Source organism: Pseudorhodoferax aquiterrae (assembly GCF_014652235.1).
Taxonomy (GTDB): Bacteria; Pseudomonadota; Gammaproteobacteria; order Burkholderiales; family Burkholderiaceae_C; genus Pseudorhodoferax; species Pseudorhodoferax aquiterrae.
In genome coordinates this window covers 1-6,130 of sequence record NZ_BMYK01000062.1, presented here as the reverse complement: position 1 = coordinate 6,130, position 6,130 = coordinate 1, and the positions used below count along the sequence as shown (strand labels likewise).

Sequence of the window (6,130 nt, the reverse complement as noted above, 5' to 3'; positions counted from 1 at the left end):
GTGGGCGGCAAGGCCGGCGCTGGCGCGCCTGCGGTACGGCCCCGGCATCAGCGCTGCGCTGATGGCGCTGAGCGCCTGCTGCCTGGTTGTCGCGCTGGCGGTGGATGTGCACGACTGGTGGAGCGCTGGCCTGCGCGGTGATGCCAGCGCGCAAGGCGCAGCGATCTTTGTCATGCTGGCCTGGCACGGCGTGATCGTCGCTGCGGTGCTCCTCTGCGCCATCTATTACGTTGCCCGCTGGATGCGCGGCTTGGCGCCGGGACCCGCCAACAAGACACTGGAAGCTCTGCGCTTGCTGTTCATCTACACCGCGATCGAGGGAAGCGCCGCGTTGCTGCTCCCGCGCATCGTGCCGTGGGGCGGGGCATGATCATCAGCCGACCCGCAAGCTGGCAGCCCGTGCTGAGTTCGCTATCGATCTGGTTTGTCCACTTCATCGGCTGCTGGGCTGTTTCCGAGTTCTCGCCCCATCGCTGGTGGAACCATGTGATGGCCTGGGTGTTCACCATCGTCGCGCTGGCAGCAGTGGGTGTTCTCCACTGGCGCCTCGAGCGCACCGATGCGAGGGGCGACCTCGCTCGCTGGAAGCGACGCTTTGCTCGTGGAACGACCATGATCGCGGTGGTGGCGATACTCTTCACGGGATGGCCGTCGGTTGCGCTGCTGCCGTGAATCTCACGGCTGCATGCGCGATCCATCGGCGAGGACGTGCAGCGGCTCAACGCCACTACCTTCCAGGGAGACACATGCGCAACGTCTTGCGCCAGGGCGACGCACAGGCGCGCGCATTGTTCTCCTACTTCGGTGGGGCGGTCCGGCCGATGCTCTTCATGCGCTCGGCCACTCACATTCGAATGCTCTTCAGGAGCCACGCTGCAGACTGCCACGCCCGAACACCCGGGACCCTTGCCGGGCATATGGCCAGCCTGCGGGCGGTTGGGGATCTATCAAGTCCATTGCACTCAGCGTGGTCCGTGAAGGGGCTCAGGCATGAAGTCCGTCCGATGCAATGGGCCGCTGAACGCACTATGGGTGCGACATCGGTAGACTGTGCCGTGGTCGCTATGCTCCAAGGCGATCGCAGAGAGCCTGGATCGCACATGAAAGACCGCTCCCTTACATCACCAACTGCTCGCGTAAGCGACCGTGAACTGCGCGGTGCAGCAGCTGGTCCCTATGCATCTACGGCCCAGTCCGTCACGCTTGTTCGATCCGGTGCGCAGCTTCTTCGCGAACGGATCGAAGCCGCGGACATGGTCACGACGCATGAAGCAGCCAGGCTTGTAGGCACGAGCGCCGTGGCGATCATCGCCTGGATCAAAGCGGGTCGCTGCATTGGCGTCTCGAACCTTCGGCGCGGCTTCAAATTGCCAAGCTGGCAATTCGAGCCGGAGATCTGGCCGTTGCTGCAACCGCTGGCGGAGTGCCTCGGTACCCGTGACGGATGGCAGTTGCTGTCCTTCTTGGAAACGCCTTCAATGGCCCTCAATGGGACGACGCCGCGCCTCGCGCTGGAGCAAGGTATGCCAGGCAGTCGCATCTTGGCGCTCGCAGCGGCTGATGCGCACTGAGGTGCGGTTCACTGGGCGGTAACGCTAGCGACCGGCTCGCCGATCGTCGAGGTCTCCCTTGCGGACCACCTCAATTCGCACACCGTCGGGTTCGACAAAGACCGCCGAGATGCCGCGAAATCCGACCCCGATGGACGCGAATCCCTGAGACGCCCACCTCGATCGCGAGTCCAACCGGTCGTGGTGATGGCCATGTACCAGTGCCTTCACGTCCATAGATTGCGCAAGCGCGTCCAGCAGTTCGAAACCGTAGGGGTGGTAGCCGGATGCCTCGTGCGTGACCAGAACGTCGGCTTGCAGTTCGGACAGGCGGTTCAACTCGTCTGGGTAGATGGTGCCCCAGTGCTTGCACTGGTGCCCGCCTCGCCAACGGTCCTGCGGGGGCATGGCCGCGGCATGTTCGGCCCGGGATTGAAACGCCGGTGCGCCACCACGCGCGGCAGCAGGCGTCGGGTGCCAGACGGCGTCTCGGAACACCCCGCCGAGGCCAGCCAGTCGAGTGCCGTCCGGGAGGGGCACGACCCGGGCGTGCAGGTTGCGGTCCGCGAGGTCGCTGCCCCAGACGTGGTCCCAGATCTCGTCAGAGTCGGCATCGTGGTTGCCGGGGATCCACCACACGCGGTCACGAATCTGATCGAGTTCCTCGTGCAACGGGCGCTTCGGCTCCATGTCTCCGAGCAGCACCACAGCGCAGGCATCCGTGCGCAGGGCCGCCTCGACGATGTGAGCGAACGAACCGTGGGGGTCGCCGCAGTACAAAACAGGGCCCATGACTCAGGACGGATCGAGGTTGGAAGCGATGGGTTTCATCGAGGCCCTAGCTCGTCTTTCGCACGGCTTCTCGGAGACAAACACGGCATCCAAGGACTTGCACCCCTGGCTGAATTGACGCGACAGGGCCTTCGATGCAGCTTCGCGCGGATCAGTTGAGTGGGTCATCTTCAACCAGCCCGCGCTCTTGCGACCAACCAAAAGCCAGATCGAGAACCCGATCGAACAGCCCGTGTCGCAGAGCGTGGCAAACGTCTCGCCCACCGAGTCCGCCGTGCGTGCGGTGCCAAAAGACGAACTTGCCAGCGGCGTCATCCCCCTTGAGCGCTCGGTTGACCCGGTAAACCTCGTCGCGCAGCAGACGGGAGAACACCGCAGGATAGAACCATGGTCTTCCGACCCTCAGTCGAACTAGCTCGTTGCGCATGCACGCTTTCGCGAGCGTGGCGCGGCTCTCGCCCCAAGCTTGACCGAGGTGGCTCGAATCGACGAGCAAGCGCCCTCACGCGTCCATTGCAGACGCAGGACCCTTGGACCGTGGTTTGACATTTCGGTGGATCGGATCACAGCTTCAACTGGACGGTGGTCTGAAGTTACGGACGTGCTGGGTTTTCGCGGGCATGTCGGTCCGGTAGTGGTGCAGAACGACTCCTGCCAAGCATCTTAGGACGGCATCGTGAATTGCGCCACGTGTGAAGGTTTTGAGGTCCTGCCGGGGCCCCTCTTCGCTGGCTTTGGCGGGATCAGGTGCTCGAGTTCTTGCGAAGCTAGGGCAGCTCCACGCCCCCATGCCCTTGTGAGCGCCATCGCTGCAGAGGCCCCAGCACCGAACAGCGGGGCCGGCGACGTTGAGAGGCGGAGTGTTTTCTTGACCGCCAGATCCGAATCAGGACTCAGCGACATGCCGTCTGCGCTCTCGCACCCGCGTCAGCGGGGGTACGGGCGCCCGAGTGCCTTGCGCCCCACATATTCGGTCACGCGCGGCACAAGGTCGCTCACACACTCAAGCCGCGCACCTGTGATCGCGGGCAAGCTCTTCGAGCGCTGTCTCGCGCGCGGTCACGTGAATGCTTCACCGTCGACCAGCGTAGTAGTCTGCCCAACTGGCGCACTGTCCGTTGGCCTTGCGATAGCCTGGTCCGCCCCGAGAGCCGCACCCCGAGCTGTTTCCGGTTGTGATCGATGAACCACTGCTCGAACCGGTTGATGGGACGCTAACCGAAGGCAGTGCGGGGGTCGGCCCGCTAACGGAAGGCAGCGCCGGGGTGGGTTCGCCGACGGTGCTGAGGACTTTGGTCGCGGTGACCAAGGCGCCGTTGGACCGCGAGGAGTCCAGGACCATGCCATACAGACTGCTTCCCTCCAGGTAGGCGATGCCCGGCAGCGTCGACGTTCCGTTCGCGCATGAGCCGCCCTTGAAAGTCAGCGAGACGTCGAACACGTTGCCTTTCCGGCGCGGTGTTGCAGTGCCAGAGAACTGGCATCCGTCGGAACTGGTTCCGAGGACTGCGCCCGTGCTGCTCACGGTCAACGTGGCGGTTTCCGTGCCAGACCGTGTGGACGCCGTCCCTGCGTAAGTACCGGTGAGCGTGGCCAGTAGCGGTGCCTGGTCGTACGCAGCGTCGTAAGTGCCGCTGAACGTTGTCGTGGTTGCTGGCGAAGCGTAGCTCAGCGAGCCGTTGAAAAACTGTTTCGGAGCAAAGGAGGCCGACAGCGTGGCGTCCGAGATGGTGCCCGCTTCCACGTTGAAATCGCGCGCCGATGGCGACGAGAAGCTGCCGGGTGTCGTATTGCCTGTCCCTTGCACCACGCCAGAGACGATGCCCGGTGCGTTCACGGCCGAGTAAAGCGACCAGTAGGATCCATCGTCCAGTACAAGCGTTCGGAGTGTGCGACCGGCACTCGTGGTGCCCTTCCAAAGCCCCTCAGCGTTTGCAGTGGGCGCTGCAGCCGGCCCGCCTGCGTCGGGCTCGCTGTCTCCTCCGCCCCCACACCCAGCAAGCACCGCCGCGACTGCCATCCAAACCCACTGACTACAAAACCGGGAAACCGCGGCCATGGCCTTACCTCGTTACAAAAGACGCGGATGGTTGCATTCCGCGCCATCCTGTGCAACGTAGATCTCATCAACTCTGCAGATGTTTTGGTTGCAGGATCGAATGGGGGAGCAGGACTCACTCGAACTTCAGTTCGAGCTGCGCGGAGTCCTCCGCGTCTTCCACAGAACCGGGCCGCGAGAGGGTTCCAGCCTTGATGCCGAGCAAACGAATGGTACGCACCATGTCGATTCGCTTGATGCAACTGCTGGCTGCTTTGCGCAGACTGCGGGCGTCGCCGATGGCCGAGGGCAGCGTCACGTCCCGCGTCACCGTCTTGAAGTCGTCGAAGCGCAGCTTCACGCCGATCTTCTTGGAGACGTAGCCCTTGCGCGCCAAGTCGGCCGCGACCTGATCGCACAGGGCCTTGAACGCGGTGCCCAGTTCCTCGCGGTCGCGCACCGCGTGCAGGTCGCGCTCGAAGGTGGTCTCCCTGCTCATCGACACCGGCTCGCTGTACGTGACGACGGGGCGGTCATCGAGCCCGTGCGCGACCCGATACAGCCAGGCGCCGTAGCTGCGGCCGAACTTCTCGATGAGCCAAGGCTCCTCACGCTCCGCCAGGTCGCCGATGGTGTCGATCCCGAACGACGCCAGGCGCTCGTTGGCCTTCGGCCCGATCCCGTTGATCTTGGACGCCGCCATGGGCCAGACCCTGCCAGGCAAATCTTCCATGGTGAGGATCGTGAAGCCGTCGGGCTTCTGCATCTCCGACGACAGCTTGGCCAAGAGCTTGTTCGGCGCAAGCCCCACGGAGCAGGTAAGGCCGCTCGTCGCCTCGACCACCGCCGTCTTCAGGCGCCGAGCGATGGTCTCGGAGTCGTCTTCCAGCATCGAGACGTCGCAGTAGACCTCGTCGATGCCGATGTCTTCGATCACGGAAGAAACCGATGCGACGGCCTCCTTGAAGAGCCTGGAGTGCTTGCGGTACAGCTCGAAGTTGACCGGCAGGATGATCGCGTCGGGCGCCAGGCGGGCCGCCGTCATCGTGGGCATCGCGGAGCGCACGCCGAACTTGCGGGCTTCGTAGCTGGCCGTCGTGAGCACGCCCCGCCCGACGTAGTCGCGCAGGCGGGCGAACTCGCGCGTGCCGTCGGGCTTGACCGTGGGCGCGTCCGATCGACGTCCGCCTACGACCATGGGAACGCCGCGCAGCTCGGGGTACTGCGATAGCTCGCAGGACGCGAAGAACGCGTCCATGTCGATGTGAGCGATGCGACGCATGGGCGGCAATTTTCTGTCAGGGCCGCAGCCGTCCTTGAACTCCAGGCGCTTGACCAACGCACCGTGACTGCGGTTCGTGGCGTTCATCCTCAAAGTGCGCCCCTTCACCGCGTACGTCCCGTGCGGCACCGGTCCGGCCACCTGTGATCGCGGCCAGAGTCCGGATTGAGTGATGCCAGATTAGGTCTTCGCCTCGACCCGCTCCCGCTGCCCGTGATCACTTTCAAGCAACCGGATCGCGTAGCGAAGAGGCGGCGGCGCAGGGGCCGGTGCCCCAGGAGGGGCGATGTCGAGCGAAAGCTCGACGCCATGCTAGGTTGAAAGACAGTAGAACTGTTTGGGCATCCAGTATACGCGCAGCAGCGTTTGGGAGGGTGAGAATGCATCGGCGTGCATCGGCGTGCATCGCCCGCAACGTGATGTTGCCCCCGTATTCCCGGCCCCGTCCTATTCGCAATAAAGCGCCTG

The 6,130-nt window shown here is 64.2% G+C and carries 6 protein-coding genes and 1 pseudogene; 3 read left to right on the top strand and 4 right to left on the bottom strand.

The annotated features are described in order from the left end of the window. The 3 genes and pseudogenes from IE209_RS33340 to IE209_RS33330 all read left to right on the top strand — a co-directional run. Positions 1-370: pseudogene (locus IE209_RS33340) on the top strand (cytochrome ubiquinol oxidase subunit I); the annotation flags it as partial. Continuing rightward, positions 367-672, top strand: coding sequence for a hypothetical protein (locus tag IE209_RS33335; protein ID WP_189691157.1), 306 nt, complete (start codon positions 367-369; stop codon positions 670-672). The pseudogene IE209_RS33340 and the gene IE209_RS33335, both read left to right, overlap by 4 nt. Positions 673-1,100: 428 nt before the next feature. Beyond that, positions 1,101-1,571 (top strand): hypothetical protein, encoded by a 471-nt coding sequence (locus IE209_RS33330; RefSeq protein ID WP_189691156.1) that lies wholly within the window; start codon positions 1,101-1,103, stop codon positions 1,569-1,571. 24 nt (positions 1,572-1,595) lie between these two features. On the opposite strand, the gene IE209_RS33325 is transcribed toward IE209_RS33330, so the two are convergent. The 4 genes from IE209_RS33325 to dinB form a co-directional block, all read right to left on the bottom strand. Further along, a complete protein-coding gene (locus IE209_RS33325) occupies positions 1,596-2,342 on the bottom strand; it encodes a metallophosphoesterase family protein (protein ID WP_189691155.1) in 747 nt (248 codons plus the stop codon). 3 nt (positions 2,343-2,345) lie between these two features. Then, on the bottom strand, positions 2,346-2,657 hold the full coding sequence (locus IE209_RS33320) for a hypothetical protein (protein ID WP_189691154.1): 312 nt from the start codon (positions 2,655-2,657) through the stop codon (positions 2,346-2,348). Between the two features lie 757 nt (positions 2,658-3,414). After that, positions 3,415-4,179, bottom strand: a complete 765-nt coding sequence (locus IE209_RS33315; protein WP_189691153.1) for a hypothetical protein — start codon at positions 4,177-4,179, stop codon at positions 3,415-3,417. A 337-nt stretch (positions 4,180-4,516) separates the two neighbouring features. Beyond that, complete coding sequence (gene dinB / locus IE209_RS33310) at positions 4,517-5,662, bottom strand: DNA polymerase IV (RefSeq protein ID WP_189691158.1); 1,146 nt, start codon at positions 5,660-5,662, stop codon at positions 4,517-4,519. Between the last annotated feature and the right edge of the window lie 468 nt (positions 5,663-6,130).